Annotated in this window: 1 protein-coding gene; it reads right to left on the minus strand. The window is 54.1% G+C overall.

Features of this window, described 5'->3' with window-relative positions; all coding sequences use genetic code 11:
* Positions 1–155: 155 nt before the first annotated feature.
* Positions 156–505, minus strand: a 350-nt coding sequence (locus tag P1S59_14755) for a chaperone modulator CbpM (GenBank protein ID MDF1527478.1), incomplete at its 5' end; no start/stop codon positions are given.

The following is a 505-nucleotide window of genomic DNA, read 5'->3' on the forward strand; positions in this document are numbered from 1 at the left end:
CAAACAAAATAGAATCGTATGATATGTGCTCCGGCTTTACCTTGTGATGCGGCCTTATAACGGCCGCACTGTGTACCCTTCTGTGGTTAATCAGCTTTTTATCTTTACTGTGTTCTGTGTTCTGTGTTCTGCGTTCTGTGTTCTGCGTTCTGTGTTCAGCGTTCTGGCTCCTCTTTTTCCCCGTGTCCCCGTGTCTCCATGTCTTCGCGTCCGGGATTTCCTTTATCGATAGAGAGGAAATCCTCGCCTGCACCTAAGGCTAATGGATATTTCTCCACTCCCAGGAGCTCCCTGATATCTTCCGATATCCTGTGGCGTATAAACTCCAGGATCTCATCCACTTCGCGGCGCATCCGGATCTCCCGGTCGCGCATTTCGAGGATCACGTCAATTCCGGGCAGGTTGACGCCCAGGTCGCGCTGGAGCCGCACGATCATCTCGAGGCGGTCCAGCTGGTCGGAAGGCAGCGCTTTCCCATCTTGTGCCGCCGCCAGCGCGATGAGGC

The sequence above is a fragment of the bacterium genome, from assembly GCA_029210965.1.
In the GTDB taxonomy this organism is placed as follows: Bacteria; BMS3Abin14; BMS3Abin14; order BMS3Abin14; family BMS3Abin14; genus JALHUC01.